We start from the raw sequence: 17,086 nt of genomic DNA, 5'->3' as shown, positions 1-17,086 counted from the left end.
GGAATCAGATGAACACGCCGTCGATCGGGCATGCCCGGATGCGTAGCTGGGTGGCTGGGGGGCTTGCCCTGGTGCTGCTCGGCCTGGGCCAGTCGCTCGCACCGCTGGCGCTCGCCGAGGAGACCCAGGAGCCCACGCCCTCGGCTTCGCCGTCCACCCCCGCCGCCGAAGAGACCGGGCCGAGCGAATCGGCCAAGCCGAAGGAGACCGCTGAGCCGAAGCAGACGGCGAAGCCTGCACCGTCGGCGACGAAGGCAGCCAAGACGACGGCACCTCGCGCCGTTCGGCCGCAGGCCGCCGCGGAGTGCGCTGCCACCGCGTCGGTCACCGTGGCCGCGACCGCGCCGCTCGGCGGCAAGCTGCGGGTGAGCGGTGCCGGCTTCTGCCACCCCGCCGACGGCGGCTCGCGGATCGCGATCAAGATCGACGAGGGCGGATTCAGCCGGCTGAACAGCGACCTGCACGCCAACAGGACGATCTGGGCGATCGTGGACGCCGCCGCGGACGGCACCTTCGACGAAGACCTACAGCTCCCCGACGGCACCGAGGCGGGCGCCGACGGGTCGCTGCCCGCGCTGGCCGCCGGCCCGCACTCGCTGCGGCTGCTGACCGGTTCGCTGAAGACCGGCGACACCATCCGGAGCCTGAAGTCCGAGAACTTCGACGTGGTGACGCCGAGCACCCCCACCCCGACTCCGACCGAGGAGCCCACGCCGACGCCCACCCCCACCCCGACTCCGACCGAGCAGCCGACCACGCCGACCCCCACTCCCACTGCCACGGAGCAGCCGACCACGCCGACTCCGACTCCCACCGTTCCCGAGTGTGCGAAGGATGCGGCGGCGCGGGTGGACGTCTCGCCGGCCAGCGCGGACCTGGGCGGGGTGCTGCGGGTGACCGGATCCGGCTTCTGCCATCCGGCCGAGGGTGGTTCGGTGATCGCGATCAAGATCGACGAGGGAAACGTCGGTCGACTCGACACCTCGGTGCATCAGAACACCACGATCTGGGCGATCGTCCCGGCCCAGCCGGACGGCACCTTCGACGTCCAGCTCCAGCTGCCGGACGGCACTGAAGCCGGGACCAACGGGTCGCTGCCGGGGCTGACCGCCGGCCCGCACACGCTGCGGTTCCTGACCGGGGCACTCAAGACCGTCGGGGGCGTCAAGGACGCCTCCCGAAGCCTGTCCGCTGATTTCGCGGTCAACGGTCCCACTGTCCCCCCGGTCACGCCGACGCCCACTCCGACGCCGACGGTTGAGCCGACTCCGACCCCGACTCCGACGGTTGAGCCGACTCCGACCCCGACTCCGACGGTTGAGCCGACTCCGACTCCGACTCCGACCCCGACAACGCCCGCGCCGGGCAGCTACACCGATCCCACCGACCCGTCGGTCAGCTACACCGTGCCCACCACGGTGAAGGCGGGCGAGCCGATCGTGGTCTCCGGGACGGGTTGGCGCACCGACGGCGGCACGGCGGGCAGCGTGCTCAGCGTGCTGTTGGACGCGACCCAGTCCGGAGACCCCAACACCGTTTACACCAAGCGGGACGTGACCGACCCCACCACGAACTCGGTGACCTCCGACAAGCGCCTGCACGCGATCATCCAGGCCTCGGCCGACGGTTCGTGGACCGCCACGATTCCGTTCCCGACCGCTGCCAACGCCCGGTTGAACGACGGCACCTGGACGGAATGGGCGATCGGCTCGTCCCACCAGATCCGCTTCCTCACCGGCAGCGGAATCGCCGGTGACAAGCGGCGCTCGCTGGCCGGCACATTCACCGTCGCCGGCGACGATCCCGTCGACCCGGCGACCCAGCCGCCGAACTGGGCGCACACCACCCTGACCGCGGGCGGTGCGACCGCCTGGGTGCAGACCGAGGTGGCCACGGCGTCCGGCTCGACGATCAAGATCAAGGGCACCGGCTGGACCGACAAGGCCGGCACCGGAGCCTCGACCGTGGCGCTGAAGCTGAATCACGCCGCCGGCCAGTACGCCCGCACCGGCTCCGGCGTGGTCGCACCCGGCGGCACCGCCGACCCGACCATCTGGAAGCTGCTCGCGCCGGCCGGCACGCCCAGCCATCCCAACGTGATCGCTCTGCCGGCCAGCGGGAACTTCGATGTCGAGATCGACGCCCCGGCGGGACTGGTCGCCGGTCAGTTGCTCACGGCCCAGTTCCTGTCCGGCCGGTTCGGGGTCAACGACACCGTCCGGAACGTCACCTCGGCCGCGTTGGTCGTCGGCGGCGTCCCGCATGTCGAGGAGCCCGACGACGAGGACGTCACCTGCACGCCGACATCGGCGAACCCGGCGGTGACGGTGGCGCCGCAGGCCAGCCTCGGCGGCACCCTGCACGTCACCGGCACAGGCTTCTGCCACCCGGGTGAGAAGCGCGGCGGATCGGTGATCGCGATCAAGATCGACGAGGGCGGCATCAGCCGGCTGAACGACGACGTGCACAGCAACCGGACGATCTGGACGATCGTGCGCGCCAAGGCGTCCAACGGCACCTTCGACATTCAGCTCCAGTTGCCGGACGGCACCACCGCGGGCGCCAACGGCTCCAGCCCGAGTCTCAAGGAGGGCGCGCACACCCTGCGTTTCCTGACCGGATCGCTCAAGGAGGGCGACACCAGTCGCACCATCCAGTCGGCGCAGTTCGTAGTGGGCAGCTACCGCCCGCTCGAGGTGCCGGAGCCGGTCGAGGCCACTGAGGACCTGACCACCGCAACCCGAAACGGTGTCGCGGCGGCACTGTCCGCGAAAGCGCTCACGGTGACGATCCCAGGAGCCGAGAAGGGTGACTGGGTCTACCTGAACACCTACTCGGGCGGTTCGCCGACCAACCCGTGGGGCGCAAGTTGGTTCCAGGCGGACGCCGACGGACGGGTGGTCGCGAGCCTTACCGGGGTAACCCTGCCGACGGGGACCAGCAAGGTGTCCGCCCAGTCCGGCAACTCCGGCGAGGTCGGCAAGCTGCTCGGCTGGACGCCGCTGACGATCGCCGGCCAGAAGGCGGCGGAGACGCCGAGTCAAACGGTCACGGTCATCCGGAGCATCGTGCGGACGACGACCACCAGCACCAGCGAGGAGTCGTCGGCACCCACCACCGTGCCGAACCCGCCGGTGCAACGGGCCAGCCAGCTGAGCGGACTGAGTAATGGTGAGGCCACCGCAACCGCGGACGGCACCAAGATCACCGTGACGCTACCCAAGGGCACGGCCTCGAAGTGGGTCTACGTCTACCTGTACAGCGGGGCGAGCATCGCCAAGGCGGGCTGGGTGCAGTTGAACGCCGCCAAGGCGTTCACCGTCGACCTCAAGGACCTGGCCGACGGGCGGCACCGGATCGTCGCGGTGAACGGCGACGGCGGCATCGTCGGGTGGGTCGAGGCCAGCAAGGGCAACGTGGCTGTCACCGCCACCCCGATCACCGCCGGTACGGGAAATCCGCAGCCCGCCCCCGGGGATCCCGCCGCGGCAGCGCTGACCCAGCCCGGCACCGGCTCGCTGGAACCTGTCCTGATCGGGGCGGCGATCGCCGTCCTCACCGCGGGCGGCGTGGCGATGCGCCGGCTCGCCAAGCCGAAGGGAGTGGCGTGATGCCCGTCCGAACCATTGCCGGCGGCGTCCGGCTGCTGATCGCACTGCTGCTCGGGCTGGCGGTGTCGGTGCTGCCCGGACAGCCGGCCGCCGACGCGATCCCGCCCGGCGGTGCCGGACCCAACACGCCGGGCACCAGTTCCGGGGTGTCGCCGCGCAGCCTGAAGGCCGGCGAGGTGATCCGGTTCACCGTGCGCGGCTTCCCCAGGGGCGAGACGCTGTACGTCAAGATCGACGACGGCAAGGCCTGCAGCAACACCTCGCACGGCGCCTGCGTCTACCACTCGCAGAAGATTCCCAGTTCGGGCGTGGTGAACGGATCCTTCCGGTTGCCGAGAACCCTGAAGCCGGGCAGCCACACGCTGCGATTCCTGGCTTCGGCCTACGTCGACCCGAAGAATCCCGGCAAGGGCACCAAGGGCTACACCCGCCGCAGCCCCAGCTTCACCATCACCAGCGGCTCGTCGGGCTCGACGCAGACCAACGGCAACAGTGGCACCACCACGACGACGACCACGTCCGGCACCAAGACCACCACCACGAAGACGACGAAGGGCTCGGTGGCCAAGCCGGAGGCCGGCACCAAGGCGAATCAACCGGCCACGGTGCCGACCGCGGTGGCGGCCGAGACCCTCACCGCCGACAAGGCGGGTCCGGTGAAGGCGGCGATCAGCGGCGACAAGGCGGTCCTCACCGTCGGCGCCGACTACGCCGGCGAGTGGGCCTTCGTCTACGCCTACTCCGAGCCGACCCCGCTGGGCTGGCAGCAGGTGGCCGCGGACGGCACGGTCAACGTCGCCACCACCGGGCTGGCCGCGGGCGAGCACCGGTTCGCGGTGCTGGACGCCGACGGCAAGCTGCTCGGCTGGACGGCGGCCGCCGTGGGCGCGTCCCCGTCCGCCGCACCGACGCCGTCCGCAGCGCCGGTGGCCCCGGCGTCCACCCAGTCGGCATCGAGCATCGGGGTTTGGATCCTCGGCGGGGCGGTGCTGCTGGTCGGTGCCGGGCTGGCCGTCGTGCTCGTCCGGCGGCGCCGGGCGGCGGCCGGGACCGACTGACCGTTGTCGAGCACCAACGTCGCAACCCGGGCGGCGACGGCACCGGCCGTCGCCGCCCGGGCCGGTCTCGCCTTCGCCGTGGCGACGGGGCTGTTGGTGCTGGGCATGCTCGTCTCGCTCGGGGTCGGGTCCAACCCGATCCCGCTGGACCGGGTCTGGCAGCTGCTCTGGCACCCCGACGGCAGCTTCGACGCCGTCGTCGTGCTCGATCAGCGGCTGCCCCGGACCCTGGTGCTGGTGGTCGTCGGTGCCGCGTTGGGGGTGGCCGGCGCGCTGATGCAGTCGCTGACCCGCAACCCGCTGGCCGACCCCGGCATCCTCGGGATCAACGCCGGGGCGTCCCTGGCGGTGGTGCTGGTGGTGGCGCTCACCGGCCTCAGCGGCATCGGCTTCTACCTGTGGTTCGCCTTCGCCGGCGCGGCGGCCGCCGCGGTCGGCGTCTACCTGCTCGGCATGGCCGGGAGCTCATCGCCCTCGCCGGTCCGGCTCGCCCTGGCCGGAGTGGCTATCAGCATGACCGTGGCCTCGCTGGTCCAGACCGTCATCCTGGCCAACGCGAACGCCTTCAACGAGTTCCGGTTCTGGGCGGCCGGCTCGGTCGAGGGTCGCGGCTACCCGGTGCTGGTGGCCACCGGCGGGTTCATCCTGGCCGGCCTGCTGCTGGCCTGCTGCCTGGCCCCCGCCCTCAACGCGCTTGCCCTCGGTGAGGACGCCGGACGCGCGCTCGGCGTCCGGGTCGGACTGGTCCGCGGGCTGGCCGTGCTGGCCGTGACGGTGCTGGCCGGAGCGGCGACGGCCGCCGCCGGGCCGATCATGTTCGTCGGTCTCGGGGTGCCCTACCTGGCCCGGGCGGTGTTCGGACCCGACCAGCGACTGGTGCTGCCCGGGACCGCGCTGGCCGCTCCGGTGCTGCTGCTCGCCGCGGACGTGGTGGCCCGGCTGGTGGTGCTGCCCGGCGAGGTGCCGGTCGGTGTGGTGGCGGCGATCCTCGGCGGCCCCGCCTTCGTGTTGATCGTCCGGCGTCCCCGGATCGAGGCGCTATGAGTGTGATTCGCGCGATCGTCGGGCCCGGACGCCCCGGCTACCACCGGCTGCGGCTCGGACCGGCCAGCGTGCTGGTCGAGCGCCGCACGGCGGTGGTGGCGGTGGGTGCCGTCGTGGTGTTGCTGATGCTGGCCGCGGCCGGGCTGCTGATCGGCGACTACCCGCTCAACCTCGGCCAGGCCGTCCGGGCGCTGTTCGGGACGGGCGACCCGCTGGCCCAGTTCTTCGTTCGCGGACAGCGGGCGCCGCGGGTGCTGGCCGCGATCCTGGTCGGCGCCGCGCTGGCGGTGTCCGGAGCCATCTTCCAGTCGCTGTCGGCGAATCCGCTGGGCAGCCCGGACGTGATCGGCTTCACCACCGGATCGGCGAGCGGCGCACTGATCGCCATCATCGTGATCGGCGGCGGCCCGGCCCAGACCGCGGCCGGGGCGCTGGTCGGTGGCGCGGTCACCGCCGCCGTGGTGTACCTGCTGGCCTGGCGGCGTGGGCTGACCGGCGGACGGCTGGTGCTGGTCGGCATCGGGGTGGCGGCGGTACTGCAGGGGCTGAACAGCCTGCTGCTGGTCCGGGCTTCGCTGACCGCGGCGCAGACTGCGGGGCAATGGCTGGCCGGCTCGTTCAACGCCGTCGGATGGCCGCGGGTGCTGCTGGTGGCCGGCGCGCTGGCCGTCCTGCTGCCGGCCGCCGCACTGCTGGCCCGTCCGCTGGGCGCGTTGGTGCTGGGCGATGACCTGGCCGCCGCCCTCGGCGTCCGGGTGGAGCGCAGCCGGACCCTGCTGGTGGTGGTCGGCGTCGTCCTGGTCGCGGTCGCCACCGCCGCTGCCGGGCCGATCAACTTCATCGCGCTGGCGGCACCGCAGATCGCCCGCCGGCTGACCCGGACGTCCGGGATCGGTCTGGGAGCCGCCGCCCTGCTGGGAGCGGCGCTGGTGCTGGCGTCCGACCTGCTGGCCCAGCGACTGTTCGCGCCCACCCAACTGGCGGTGGGCGTCGTCACCGGCGTGCTCGGCGGCGGCTATCTGATCTGGCTGCTGGCCGGCCAAGCCCGGAAGGGAGCACAATGACCGCGGTGGAGACCGTCCCGCCGATCACGGCGTCCGCGCCGCTTCGAGGCCGGCAACTATCCGTCGGCTACGGCGAACGTCTGGTGCTGGAGGGCTTGGACGTCGAACTGCCGGCCGGTGAACTGACGATGATCGTCGGGCCCAACGGCTGCGGCAAGTCGACCCTGCTGCGGGCGCTGGCCCGGATGGTGCCGGTCCGGGCGGGCTCGGTCGAACTGGACGGACGCCCGATCGGCGAGTACCCAACCCGGCAGGTCGCCCGCCGGCTCGGCCTGCTGCCCCAATCGCCGGTGGCCCCGGACGGCATCACCGTCACCGACCTGGTGGCCCGCGGCCGCTACCCGCACCAGGGCATCTTCCGGCAATGGAGCGACGCGGACGCCGTCGCCGTCGACGAGGCGATGGCCCGGGCCGGGGTGACCGACCTGGCCGCGCGCCAGGTCAGCCAGCTGTCCGGCGGCCAGCGGCAGCGGGTCTGGATCGCGATGGCGCTCGCCCAGCAGACCCCCATCCTGCTGCTCGACGAGCCCACCACCTACCTCGACATCGCCCACCAGGTGGAGGTGTTGCGGCTGGCCCGCAGCCTGCAGCGGGACGGCTACACGATCGTGGTGGTCCTGCACGACCTGCATCTGGCGTTCCGCTACGCCACTCATCTGCTGGTGATGAAGGAGGGCCGGATCGTGGCGCAGGGCGACCCCGGCGCGGTGGTCACCGCCGAACTGATCGAGGACGTCTACGGCCTGCCCTGCCGGGTGCTGCCCGACCCGGAGACCGGCCGGCCGCTGGTGATTCCGGCGGGTGACGAATGACCGCCGGTTCAGCCCCGGACGCCCCCCGGACGCCGCCGAAGGTCCGGCGTCCGTCCCCGGCACCCCGGGTTCCCACCCCGGCGAGCGCCTTGGCCGCGTTCCGCGCCGAGCCTCGCTCGCCGATCATCGAGCAGGACGGCGAGGAGTGGATCGCCACCTTCTTCTGGCAGGACGCTGAGGCCGAGGAGGTACTGCTGTTCGTCAACCGGCTGACCGACGAGCGCGACCTCGACCGCAGCCTGATGACCCGGCTGCCGGGCACCGATCTGTGGCACCTGAGCTACCGGATGCCGGGGGACTGGCGGGCCTCCTATGCCATGGTCCAGAAGCCGCCCGGACGTCCGGCGCCCTGGCGGGACCTGGCCGAGCAGGCGTCCCTGCGGGCGGCGCTCGACCGGGGCCTGCCCGACCCGCTGAACCCGACCGGTATGCGCAACCGGGCCGGTTTCCCCTTGTCAGTGGTCGAATTGCCGGACGCGCCGGTGCAGTCCTGGCTGGCCGCGCGCGGACCGCTGCGCGGCACCCTCAGCACTTACGAACTCGGCGGACGCCGGCCCTGGGTCTACCGCCCGGCTGAGTTCGTCGCGGACGGCCCGATCGTGGTGGCGCTGGACGGCGAGATGTGGGTCGGCGAGCAGAGCCTGCCGGCGATCGTGGACAACCTGATCGCCGACGGCTTGACCGAGGCGCCGCTGCTGCTGCTGGTCCCCGGCGGCGACCGGCTGCAACGCTGGGCCGAACTGAACGGTGCCGGTGGCATGCCGGACTGGATCGCCGACGTGCTGCTGCCCTGGGCCGTCGCCACCCACCAGGGCAGTCCGGACGCCGCCGACCGGGTGGTCGCCGGACAGAGCCTGGGGGGTGCGGTAGCCCTGCTCACCGCCGCCGAACGCCCGGACGCGGTGGGTGCCTTCATCGCCCAGTCGGCGTCGCTGTGGCAGGACGGCCTGGCCGACCGGGCCGCGACGATGCCCGCCTCGGCCGGTGGCTACCTGGAGGTCGGACGGCAGGAGTGGGTGCTGCTGGAGCCGAACCGGCAGTTGCATCGGCGGCTGGCCGCGGCCGGCGTCCAGCATCGGTACACCGAGTTCAACGGCGGTCACGACTACGCCTGTTGGCGGGGCGGGATCGCCGACGGGCTACGGGCGACGCTGCCGGTCGCCGCTGGTTGAGCCTGTCGAAACCCATCAGGCTCAGGACGGATCGGCGGGCGCCAGGTCGTTCTCGACATGCTGGGCCATCACATGCGCCGCGCGCGGGACGTCGTGGGCCTCCAGCGCGGCCAGCAGATCGAGGTGATCGCGCAACCGGGAGGCGATGTCGGTCATCTCGACCACGGTCCCGGCTGCGATCGCCTGCCGCAGTGCCCGGACCACACCCGCGTACAGCCCGACCAGCAGGTTGTTGCCGCTGGCCTCCATCACCAGGAAGTGGAACTGTCCCGGGGCCCGGCCGCGGCCGCGTCCGAACGGGTGCTCCGGCGGCGGGTTCGAGGGGTCCAGGGCGCGGCGCATCTCGGCGAGTTGCTCGTCGGTGCGGTGCCGGGCCGCCTGCTGCGCGGCCTCCAGCTCGAGGGCGCGCCGGTAGCCGAGCAGATCGCTGACGCTGAACTCGGAGAGGTAGTCGGTGAGCACCGAACTGACCGGCATCCGGGAGCGGACGAAGGTGCCGATGCCCGGCATCGGCTCAAGGATGCCGACGGTTGCCAGTGACCGCACCGCCTCGCGGACCGTCGTCTTGCCGACCCCGATCAGCTGCATCAGCTCGGGCTCGGTGGGGATCTTGGAGTTGATCGGCCACTCGCCGGATGAGATCCGGTGCCGCAGGAACGCCAAAGTGCGCCGGGCGCGTTCCGAACCAACCTGCACCATTGCCTCCTGTCAGCCGCGACCGCCAGAGTCTACGACTCACTGCCGGCCGCGGCGGAAACGGCGCTTCAGTCGCAGGTCCGGCGGCAGCGGTGGGGCGGTCAGCCGGGGAACGGCGCCGCGATAGCCGGCAACCCGCCCGAAGCGGTCGTCGCTTTCGGAGTTCCACTCCGCCCGCATCCGCACGATGTCCTCGTGACTACGCCCGATGAAGTTCCACCACATCACGATGCCCTCGTCGAACGGTTCCCCGCCGAGCAGCATCACCCGGGCCGGCGCGTCGGTCGGATTGGTCAGCCGCAGATGGTCGAGCCCGGCGTCCCGGACGCCGAGCACGGTGTGGTCGAGCCGAACGCCGTCGAAGTCGACGCAGCCGGTGTCGACCAGAACGCCGTGCTCGAAGCCGGCATCGACCGGAACTTCCCAGCTGGCGCCCGGGTCGAGGATCACCTCGGCACCGAGCAGTGAGGTCTGGGTGTGCACCGGCGAGTCCGACCCGGCCAGCGACCCGATGAACACCCGGGCCCGGACGCCGTCGGCGTCCACCGGGTCCGGCACGTGGTGCTGGAACTCGCGGACCAGGTCCTTCTCGGCCTCGGGCAGTGCCACCCACAGTTGGACGCCGTGCAGCACCTCCCGCTCGGGGGTGGACACCTCCGAGTGCGCGATGCCGTAGCCGGACGTCATCAGGTTCATCTCACCCGGCCGCACCATGGCGTGGACGCCGCCGGAGTCGCGGTGCTCGATCTCACCGGAGAACAGCCAGCTCACCGTCTGCAGCCCGGTGTGCGGGTGCGGCGGGACGTCCATGCAGACACCCGTCTCGGGCCCGTAGTGATCGGCGAAGCACCACGCTCCGACGAACGAACGCCGTAGTGAAGGCAGCGTCCGGCGGACCTTGAGCGCGTCCGCCGGACCGAGTGCGACGTCCTTGGGCTCGATGACCTGGATCTGCTCAGGATCGTCGGTATGGGTCGCCAGGCAGTCATACCATTCGGCCCTGGTCTCGGTGTTGCTCATGACTCAGGGTATGCCGATGCGCCGAAGCCGAGGTGAGGTCGTGGGTGAACTCAGCGGTCGGCGAGTTGGAAGAAGTAACGGCTATGCGTCTGTTTGATGGTTTCCAGCGAGTCGCTGTTGAGTGAGACGATCTCAATGTCCGGATCCACTCGCTCAGCCTCCAGGCGGAAGCGCTCGCGCATCGCTTGGTGCCCACCCTCTGGTCCGGGAAACTCGGTGACAGCGACGGCGCCGGTTCGGCGGTGATAGGTGATCAAGAACGCAGTCATCATTGCCCCCTCGCACTGCGGAAACTGTTCTCAAGGTTGACCAAGAGGTGATGATACCCCTCGGCGCGGCCGCGGTAGCTGTCCCGCAGCGCGGTGACCCGCGGCTCGAGCTCATCCAGGAGGGCAAGGCCCTCTTCTTCGGAACTGATGCCCGACACGACCGACTCTCGGAAGTCCTCCAGTTGATCCAACAGGACCGTCACGTCATTGCCCGAGCCCTCGAGTTCCGACAAGTCGGTAACCGAGATGTCGATCAACGCCGCGACCAGCCCGCGTTGGTCCGGGTCCGAAGGGAGCACGCCGTACCGGACATCGCGTCCCACGAAGTCGGCCATAGCTTCGAAAGTGTTTGCCCATTGCCCTTGCAGGCGGGTTCTGATCTGAACCTCGACTCGACCCGCGGGAAAGCGCAGCCACACATGCACGGCGCGATAGCCGCTGTGCGCATCGGCACGGTAGTCCCTGATCGCCGAGTCGTCCTGTCCGAACATGGCCACGACTGCTCGCGCTATCGCATCCTGAGTGACAGTGCTGATATCAGCCTCAATGCGGACGCCGGCTACGTCCTGCACGTAGCCCAGCGAGATCGCGGGAGTACGCTGCAGCTTCTCGCGCAGCGTATCGATGGTCTTGGCCCGGAATGTGATCTGTACATCGTCCAGACCACTGGCAGTGCGCGTCCAGTCGATACGCCCCAAGTGCTGGCTGACAGCCCTGGCCAAGTCGTCGTACCAGATCAGGACGTCTTGATAGTGAGGGCAATCGGGAGGCGCTGGCAAGCCGTCGCGAAGGCTCCAGCTCAGCCGCTTCAGTGCACTGCTCGACCAAGGTGGCGAAGCAGTGCACTGGTCAGGCAGTTCCATAGCCATGGCCGGCACGATAGGCGCAGTGGCGGCCTCATGGAGCCTTATCCACAGGCCTGCTCAATCCGTTGACGCCGTCCTTGCCGAAGTAGGCCAAGCCGGCGTCGGCTTGTCGCAGCTCAGCCGGCCAGCTCCGAGCACTGGCCGAGTGCCCGGCCGCCCACCGTGTTCACCGATCCCGGAACGAATCCGCCGGAGGCACCTGACAGTCCGTAGCAGACCAGGTTGCGTCCGACCGTGTTCCGCACCACGTAGACGTCCTTCGAGCCCTCGGGATCCGGGTCGGTGATCTTGATCTTGAGCAGCACCACGTTCTTGCCGACCTTATTGAACAGCGCCCCGAAGAAGGTCGTATTCACATTGCTCACCCAGAGGTTGCCCTTGATCGTGTTGTTCTTGACCGACCACGGGATGACCGGCGACCCACCGCCGACGATGGTGACGTTCTTGCCCACCTGGACGCCGTTGATCAGCACCACCGCGGCTCCGAGCGCGGTGATGTCACCCTTCACCGTGATCGTGGAGAACACGGTCGGGTCCTCGATCGGGTTGCCGGTGGCGTCGACGCAGGGATGAGCCGAGTTCCCGGTCAGCGCCGGGGGCTGACAGCCGAGGCCGAGGGTGGAGCCGCGAAGAGCGTTCACGTCGCCATCCACCGTGATGGTCGACGGGGAGCTTTGTGCATCCAGAGCGGCTCCCTTGCGCACAGTGATGTCGCCCTTCACCCGGACCACCGCATTCTTCGCCACCGAGCAGTCACCGGTCACGGTGATGCTCCGGTAGGTGCCAGAGCCGATCTCGCCGCCGCTGCAGGTCAGCGAGCGTGGCCCGCCGTACGGTCCACCATGCGCGGACGCAACAGCTCCTCCGGCAAAGGTCAGCCCGACCGTGGCGGCCGCTGCCGTCAGGGTCCGGACCATCGTGACTGCGCGCATGACTCGTCCTCTCGAGAGCGGCCCGCCGATGGGCGGGCTAGTGAGGCTATGCATACCCTCGGCACGAATCATGCGTCAAGAGTCTGACGCGACAGTTAGTAGCGCCCGCGCGTCGCGCCGCGACCCGGACGGTCAGGCGGTGCCCGTCCCGGGCCAGTAATGCTGCTCGTTGAGGGTGCGGGCGCCGAAGATGGCCTGCCCGACCCGGACGCAGGTGGCACCTTCTTCGACCGCCACCTCATAGTCGCCGGACATGCCCATCGAGAGGCCGCCCGGACCGACCAGGTCGGGATCGATGTCGCGGGCCTGGTCACGGAGCGTCCGCAGCCGGGCGAAACAGGCTCGGACGCGCTCGGCGTCCGAGGTGAACAGGGCCAGGGTCATCAGACCGTTGACGCGCAGGCTCGAGTAGGCCGGCAGCTGCCGCAGGAAGCCGGGCACCTCGTCCGGCGGCAGGCCGTACTTGGACTCCTCGGCGGAGGTGTTCACCTGGACGTAGACGTCCAGCGAACGGCCTGCGGCCTGCAAACGGCGATCCAGCGCCTCGGCCAGGCGCAGGCTGTCCAGGGCCTGGAACTCGGCGGCGAAGGCAGCGACGTCGCGGGCCTTGTTGGTCTGCAGGTGTCCGATCACCGCCCAGGCCACGTCCTCGTCGGCCAGGTTGGCGTGCTTGCGCTTCGCTTCCTGCACCTTGTTCTCGCCCAGCTGATGCATGCCGGCGGCTATCGCGTGCCGCAGCCGGTCCTCGGGCACCGTCTTGCTCACCGGCAACAGCCGGACGTCGGCGGGGGAGCGACCCGCCCGCTCGGCCGCGGCGTCGATCCGGGCGCGCACGGCGTCCAGGTTGCGCCGGAAGTCTTCGACGGACGTCGCGGTCGGGTACTGCGGGGAGTCGGATGGAGCGGCTGGCACGCCTCAACGCTAGTGCCGCTTCACCCGATTTGGGCGTCAGCCTGCCGGGCCTTGTGACCGGTGCCGGTTCCCTCCTGCGGCCGCCCGGGGGAGGATGGGGCACATGCGCAGGGATGATCCGGCCCGGATGGAGCGGATGCGGGAGTGGTTGCGGCGGGTGGCGGACGAACTCGGCGTGGAGCCAGAAGCCGTCCTCGATCATGAGGAGGACCTGCTCGACATGGTCTCCGCGGTGGCCCACGGGCCGTCGCGTCCGGGTGCGCCGCTCAGTGCCTTCCTGATCGGGGTCGCCGTCGGACGGGGCGCCGCGGCGTCCGAGGCGGCTGGACGGGTGAGCGTTCTGGCCCAGGGCACGGACGCCGCGGAAGGGCCCGCCCAGAGTCGCTGATCGGCGTCGGTCGAGCCCGTCGAGACCTCGTCGGCGGCGGGTTTCGACAGGCTCAACCAGCACAACACCGCATCGATCAGCACTCCCTCAGGTGCGGGCGATCAGCAGGTAGCCGAGGTATACGGCGTAGCCGGCCACCATCAGCGTGCCTTCCGCGCGGGAGAGTCGGCGTCCGGTGAGGAACAACGGCACGCACAGCAGGCAGACCGCGACCATGATCGGCAGGTCGATGTGCAGCAGGAGATCCTCGATCGGTCCGGAGCCGTTGGCGACCAGGACGGGCACGCCGAGAATCAGCGTCAGGTTGTACACACTGGAGCCGATCAGGTTGCCCACGGCGATGTCGCGGTCGCCGCGGAAGGTGGACACCAGTGCGGTAACCAGTTCAGGCGCCGAGGTGCCGATGGCGACCACCGTGAGGCCGATGAAGGCGTCCGACACGCCGACCAGCCGAGCCAGCTCGACCGAGCCGCGCACCAGGGCGTCCGCGCCGACCACGATGATCCCGATTCCGACCACCAGCAGCAGCCCGAACCACCAGCCGCGACCGCGGGCGTACTCGGCGGGTGCTGTCACCCGGGCCTCCACTGCGACGCTGGCAGCCAGGTCGCCGGCCGTCTTGGCACTCGCGCGGCGCGTCCACCAGCCCAGCAGGACCGTGTAGACAACGGCTGCGATGACCAGCGGGATGCCCTCCCAGGTTTGCAAGGCGCCGTCCAGGCTGAGCACGTAGACCAGCAGGGCGACGATCGCCATGCCGGGGAGATCGAGCACCAAGGTGCGACGCTCGAAGTCGATCGGGCGCAGGGCGGCGCAGAGACCGAGGATCAGCAGCAGGTTGACGATGTTGGTGCCGGCGATGTTGCCCACCGCGAGTGACCCGGCGTTCACCTTCATCGCGTCGATCCCGACCGCGAGTTCGGGTGCACTGGTGCCGATCGACACGACGGTGAGGCCGATGATCATGGGCGGAATTCCGAGCCGGCGCGCGAGCAGCGAGCCGTAGCGGACGACCAGTTCGGCCCCGGCGATGAGCCCCACCAGGCCGCCGATCACCAAGAGCACCGGAACCATGGCTCACCCTACTGGGAACGGACGGGGCGCCGCGTGACGGTGCCGGTCAACGTTGGTCGAGGTGGTGGAGGTCCCACGCGTGCACTGGTGCGATCGTGATCCGGAGATCTCCACGGCCCGAACTCTTCGTTAGGGATGCGCTGATCGAGTTTGTCGAGTTTGCCGAGACCCCTCTGGCAATGGGTTTCGACAGGCTCAACCAGCGAAATCCCGCATCAATCAGCGCTTTCCTTGAGATCCCGGCAGTCATCGGGCTGACAGAAAGGAGCCGTCCGTCGAGCTGTCGAGACCCTGCCCCGCCACCGTTGTCGAACTTGTCGAGACCCATTCGGCGCAGTCGCATACTGCTGGCCGCGGTTTCAGCCATGTGCACGTAATTCTCACCGGCTATTCGGTGGTCGGAATCGTTGATGTCTTCGTGGCTGTCGGTGTTTGTCCACGAATCGCGGTGGGATCACCTCCGGGATTCCGTCTGGTGAGATTCGGATCTGCCATTGCAACTCTGCTGACCGTTTCGGATTGGGTTCGAGCAGATTATGGTGATGTTTGCACAACAGGCACAGATTCGACAGCGAGGTTTCACCGCCGTGTGCCCACGGGGTGATGTGGTGAGCGTCACAATCGGCAGCGGGCCGGTCGCAGCCGGGAAACACACACCCTTTGTCCCGCACCTGCAGGGCGCGGCGAATATCCGGGGTGACCAAGCGCTGTTCCCGTCCCACGTCGAGGACCCCGGAGGCGCCGCCCAGGATGACCGGCAGGATCCCGGCGTCACACGCGTACTGCCGTAGCTGCCCGGCAGTCAGTCGGGTGCCATCGGCCAGCCCAGCACCTCGGCAATCACCAAGCAGATCCTCGTAGTCGATGAGTACCACCAGGTGTGGCCGATCCCCACCATGTTTCGGTGCGGCTTGCTGGATCGCGACCCGGCGGGCCAACTCGACCAGAGCGTCAGCGCGGCGTTGCGGCCAGGACGGCTGCGGCAATGTCGGGTCGCGCAGTTCCAGGGCGGTGCGGTGCACCTGCTGCGCCAACGCCTCAATCTGTGCCTTGATCAACGCAGCATCCGCGCTCGGCAGAGAGCCCTCGATGATGGTGGAACCATGCCCGTTGTCGGAGAAGTTCAGCTGCCGAGCCTGCTGCGCGTCGCGTAGTTCACGCTCCTGCCGTTTCGCCTCGACCTCGTCAGCCACCTCCGGCGCCACAACCTCCACCAGATGCCGGGACAGGGTGCCGAGTTCGCGGCTGTCGAACTGTGCGCAGAAGCCCACCATCGTGGCCTGCGCCCGCTGCTCAGCTTCCACACCCAGATCAGCCGGCATCGTCCTCAACACCTGGGTCACCGCCTGCGCTTGCCGCTCATTCGCGAGACCGTCCCGCAGCGCGTCACCGATCTGGGTGAACCGGGACAGATCGTTGGCGTGGTGCAGCATCGCTGAGGCCTGACCCCGGGTGTAGCGCAACTCTGACGCCAACCAACTGACGGTCGGGACACCATGCGCGGCCATCGCCGCCCCGCTGCGGTCGACTTGGTCCAGCACGGTATGCACAACACCGACCAACCGCGACTGCACCGTCAGCAGATCGGCAACCAGGTCAAGTTGCCTCCGATCCGTCAACAACGCCACCTCGTCATAACGGATTTCATCGAGCAAACCAGCCACCACGATGGCGAAATCCGTCACCGCCGTCCCTGGCCCTACCTGGATGCTCATACCGTTGACCCTAAACGCCGCCACTGACAACACCCGACCACCAGCCAGCCCGGGACAAATCCCGCAGCCAAACCAGTGATGCGATTCATGAAGACCACGATAGAGGCCGGGTCTGACACTTTCGTGCGCAGTTGTCGCTACAGGCATGGTTTCTGAAACTGACAACACCAGGGCGGTTTCTGACAACACTGTGACAACACCTTCATGTCGCCTGGATCGAATCGAGAGTGCCGCTGCCCATGAGTCTCGACAAGCTCGACCAGCGGGCTACTGGAGTCGCCGAGGAGCAACTCGCACAGGATTCGACGTGTGTCGATGTCGACACCGCTCACCGATTTCGGGAAACCTCACCGATTTCGAGTCACAACACGAAACCGAGACACCTTTCCCGCCAGTAGTCACCGATGTCGAGATCGCTGCCGTGCCGTCGCACCCGTCCGCCGGGCGGGGCGC

The 17,086-nt window shown here is 69.5% G+C and carries 15 protein-coding genes; 7 read left to right on the top strand and 8 right to left on the bottom strand.

Annotated elements, in window-relative coordinates:
* Positions 1-8 precede the first annotated feature (8 nt).
* The 6 genes from QM711_RS08245 to QM711_RS08220 are packed head-to-tail and all read left to right on the top strand — an operon-like array spanning position 9 to position 8,761.
* Positions 9-3,611, top strand: coding sequence for a hypothetical protein (locus tag QM711_RS08245; RefSeq protein ID WP_415098145.1), 3,603 nt, complete (start codon positions 9-11; stop codon positions 3,609-3,611).
* Positions 3,611-4,669, top strand: a complete 1,059-nt coding sequence (locus QM711_RS08240; RefSeq protein ID WP_415098143.1) for a hypothetical protein — start codon at positions 3,611-3,613, stop codon at positions 4,667-4,669. Before QM711_RS08245 ends, QM711_RS08240 begins: the two co-directional genes overlap by 1 nt.
* 3 nt (positions 4,670-4,672) lie before the next feature.
* Positions 4,673-5,713: a FecCD family ABC transporter permease gene (locus tag QM711_RS08235; RefSeq protein ID WP_415098141.1), complete on the top strand. Its 1,041-nt coding sequence runs from the start codon at positions 4,673-4,675 to the stop codon at positions 5,711-5,713.
* Positions 5,710-6,777 carry a FecCD family ABC transporter permease gene (locus QM711_RS08230; protein ID WP_415098139.1) on the top strand — a complete coding sequence of 356 codons (1,068 nt, stop codon included), beginning with the start codon at positions 5,710-5,712 and terminating at the stop codon, positions 6,775-6,777. The genes QM711_RS08235 and QM711_RS08230 overlap by 4 nt, the downstream gene beginning before the upstream one ends.
* Positions 6,774-7,589, top strand: a complete 816-nt coding sequence (locus QM711_RS08225; RefSeq protein ID WP_415098137.1) for an ABC transporter ATP-binding protein — start codon at positions 6,774-6,776, stop codon at positions 7,587-7,589. Before QM711_RS08230 ends, QM711_RS08225 begins: the two co-directional genes overlap by 4 nt.
* Positions 7,586-8,761, top strand: coding sequence for an enterochelin esterase domain-containing protein (locus tag QM711_RS08220; RefSeq protein ID WP_415098135.1), 1,176 nt, complete (start codon positions 7,586-7,588; stop codon positions 8,759-8,761). Before QM711_RS08225 ends, QM711_RS08220 begins: the two co-directional genes overlap by 4 nt.
* A gap of 21 nt (positions 8,762-8,782) precedes the next feature.
* Here QM711_RS08220 and QM711_RS08215 read toward each other — a convergent pair whose 3' ends face one another.
* The 6 genes from QM711_RS08215 to QM711_RS08190 all read right to left on the bottom strand — a co-directional run bounded on the left by QM711_RS08215 (position 8,783) and on the right by QM711_RS08190 (position 13,456).
* Positions 8,783-9,457, bottom strand: coding sequence for a FadR/GntR family transcriptional regulator (locus tag QM711_RS08215; RefSeq protein ID WP_415098133.1), 675 nt, complete (start codon positions 9,455-9,457; stop codon positions 8,783-8,785).
* A 39-nt stretch (positions 9,458-9,496) separates the two neighbouring features.
* Positions 9,497-10,477 carry a pirin family protein gene (locus QM711_RS08210; RefSeq protein WP_415098131.1) on the bottom strand — a complete coding sequence of 327 codons (981 nt, stop codon included), beginning with the start codon at positions 10,475-10,477 and terminating at the stop codon, positions 9,497-9,499.
* A gap of 50 nt (positions 10,478-10,527) precedes the next feature.
* Complete coding sequence (locus QM711_RS08205) at positions 10,528-10,746, bottom strand: hypothetical protein (protein ID WP_415098129.1); 219 nt, start codon at positions 10,744-10,746, stop codon at positions 10,528-10,530.
* On the bottom strand, positions 10,746-11,615 hold the full coding sequence (locus QM711_RS08200; protein WP_415098127.1) for a hypothetical protein: 870 nt from the start codon (positions 11,613-11,615) through the stop codon (positions 10,746-10,748). The genes QM711_RS08205 and QM711_RS08200 overlap by 1 nt, the downstream gene beginning before the upstream one ends.
* 113 nt (positions 11,616-11,728) lie before the next feature.
* Positions 11,729-12,544, bottom strand: a complete 816-nt coding sequence (locus QM711_RS08195) for a hypothetical protein (RefSeq protein ID WP_415098125.1) — start codon at positions 12,542-12,544, stop codon at positions 11,729-11,731.
* Between the two features lie 132 nt (positions 12,545-12,676).
* Positions 12,677-13,456, bottom strand: coding sequence for a YggS family pyridoxal phosphate-dependent enzyme (locus QM711_RS08190; RefSeq protein WP_415098123.1), 780 nt, complete (start codon positions 13,454-13,456; stop codon positions 12,677-12,679).
* 103 nt (positions 13,457-13,559) lie between these two features.
* Here QM711_RS08190 and QM711_RS08185 point away from each other — a divergent pair, with 103 nt between their 5' ends.
* A complete protein-coding gene (locus QM711_RS08185) occupies positions 13,560-13,844 on the top strand; it encodes a DUF6457 domain-containing protein (RefSeq protein WP_415098121.1) in 285 nt (94 codons plus the stop codon).
* A gap of 87 nt (positions 13,845-13,931) precedes the next feature.
* On the opposite strand, the gene QM711_RS08180 is transcribed toward QM711_RS08185, so the two are convergent.
* Both QM711_RS08180 and QM711_RS08175 read right to left on the bottom strand, forming a co-directional pair.
* Positions 13,932-14,918: a calcium/sodium antiporter gene (locus tag QM711_RS08180; RefSeq protein ID WP_415098119.1), complete on the bottom strand. Its 987-nt coding sequence runs from the start codon at positions 14,916-14,918 to the stop codon at positions 13,932-13,934.
* 380 nt (positions 14,919-15,298) lie between these two features.
* On the bottom strand, positions 15,299-16,822 hold the full coding sequence (locus QM711_RS08175; protein WP_415098117.1) for a DUF222 domain-containing protein: 1,524 nt from the start codon (positions 16,820-16,822) through the stop codon (positions 15,299-15,301).
* Positions 16,823-17,086 lie beyond the last annotated feature (264 nt).

Origin of the sequence: Micropruina sp. (assembly GCF_047602385.1) — a bacterium.
Classification (GTDB): Bacteria; Actinomycetota; Actinomycetes; order Propionibacteriales; family Propionibacteriaceae; genus Micropruina.
This window is presented reverse-complemented; position numbering and strand designations above follow the sequence as displayed.

What these genes read in the sequence shown, in the direction of transcription:
- QM711_RS08240 (WP_415098143.1), top strand. Translation starts at nt 3,611, where the DNA reads ATGCCCGTCCGAACCATTGCCGGCGGCGTCCGGCTGCTGATCGCACTG.
- QM711_RS08185 (WP_415098121.1), top strand. Translation starts at nt 13,560, where the DNA reads ATGCGCAGGGATGATCCGGCCCGGATGGAGCGGATGCGGGAGTGGTTG.
- QM711_RS08205 (WP_415098129.1), bottom strand. Translation starts at nt 10,746, where the DNA reads ATGACTGCGTTCTTGATCACCTATCACCGCCGAACCGGCGCCGTCGCT.
- QM711_RS08180 (WP_415098119.1), bottom strand. Translation starts at nt 14,918, where the DNA reads ATGGTTCCGGTGCTCTTGGTGATCGGCGGCCTGGTGGGGCTCATCGCC.
- QM711_RS08245 (WP_415098145.1), top strand. Translation starts at nt 9, where the DNA reads ATGAACACGCCGTCGATCGGGCATGCCCGGATGCGTAGCTGGGTGGCT.
- QM711_RS08195 (WP_415098125.1), bottom strand. Translation starts at nt 12,544, where the DNA reads ATGCGCGCAGTCACGATGGTCCGGACCCTGACGGCAGCGGCCGCCACG.
- QM711_RS08225 (WP_415098137.1), top strand. Translation starts at nt 6,774, where the DNA reads ATGACCGCGGTGGAGACCGTCCCGCCGATCACGGCGTCCGCGCCGCTT.
- QM711_RS08200 (WP_415098127.1), bottom strand. Translation starts at nt 11,615, where the DNA reads ATGGCTATGGAACTGCCTGACCAGTGCACTGCTTCGCCACCTTGGTCG.
- QM711_RS08220 (WP_415098135.1), top strand. Translation starts at nt 7,586, where the DNA reads ATGACCGCCGGTTCAGCCCCGGACGCCCCCCGGACGCCGCCGAAGGTC.
- QM711_RS08230 (WP_415098139.1), top strand. Translation starts at nt 5,710, where the DNA reads ATGAGTGTGATTCGCGCGATCGTCGGGCCCGGACGCCCCGGCTACCAC.
- QM711_RS08210 (WP_415098131.1), bottom strand. Translation starts at nt 10,477, where the DNA reads ATGAGCAACACCGAGACCAGGGCCGAATGGTATGACTGCCTGGCGACC.